Origin of the sequence: Labrenzia sp. C1B70 (assembly GCF_000475395.1) — a bacterium.
Classification (GTDB): Bacteria; Pseudomonadota; Alphaproteobacteria; order Rhizobiales; family Stappiaceae; genus Roseibium; species Roseibium algicola.
Map to the genome: position 1 here is coordinate 1 of NZ_AXCE01000055.1, position 416 is coordinate 416.

At 56.2% G+C, this 416-nt stretch carries 1 protein-coding gene; it reads left to right on the forward strand.

Annotated elements, in window-relative coordinates; translation table 11 throughout:
* The coding region (locus Q666_RS66310; RefSeq protein ID WP_035909783.1) for a hypothetical protein at positions 1-416 on the forward strand (416 nt) is incomplete at both ends.

The following is a 416-nucleotide window of genomic DNA, read 5'->3' on the forward strand; positions in this document are numbered from 1 at the left end:
GTTCTGACGATCGACTACACGCTTCGGGTTCAGGACACGAATGACCCGGACTCCTTCGTCGAGCGTCCGATCACCGTGACGATCATCGGCACCAACGACCAGCCGGAAATCCTCGTCGAGCAGAGCGTTCTTGACTTCGCAGTCGACGAAGAACTCAACGCCAATCCGCAGAATATCGGCGAATTGAGCGGCAACATCGTGGTCGACGATCCGGATCTGGGCGACACGCTCTATATCTCGGTCGAAGGCGATGGTTCGCCGGCCTATTCGGAAGGCGATATTCCGGACGGTGTCGATATCAGCAGCCTTCTGGCATCCAGCAACTTCAACTTCACCAGCGGAGACGCACTGGACAACATCTTCTCCGTGCCGAAGGGCGAAGATGGGAATGTTGAATTCACCTATGCCTACAACGG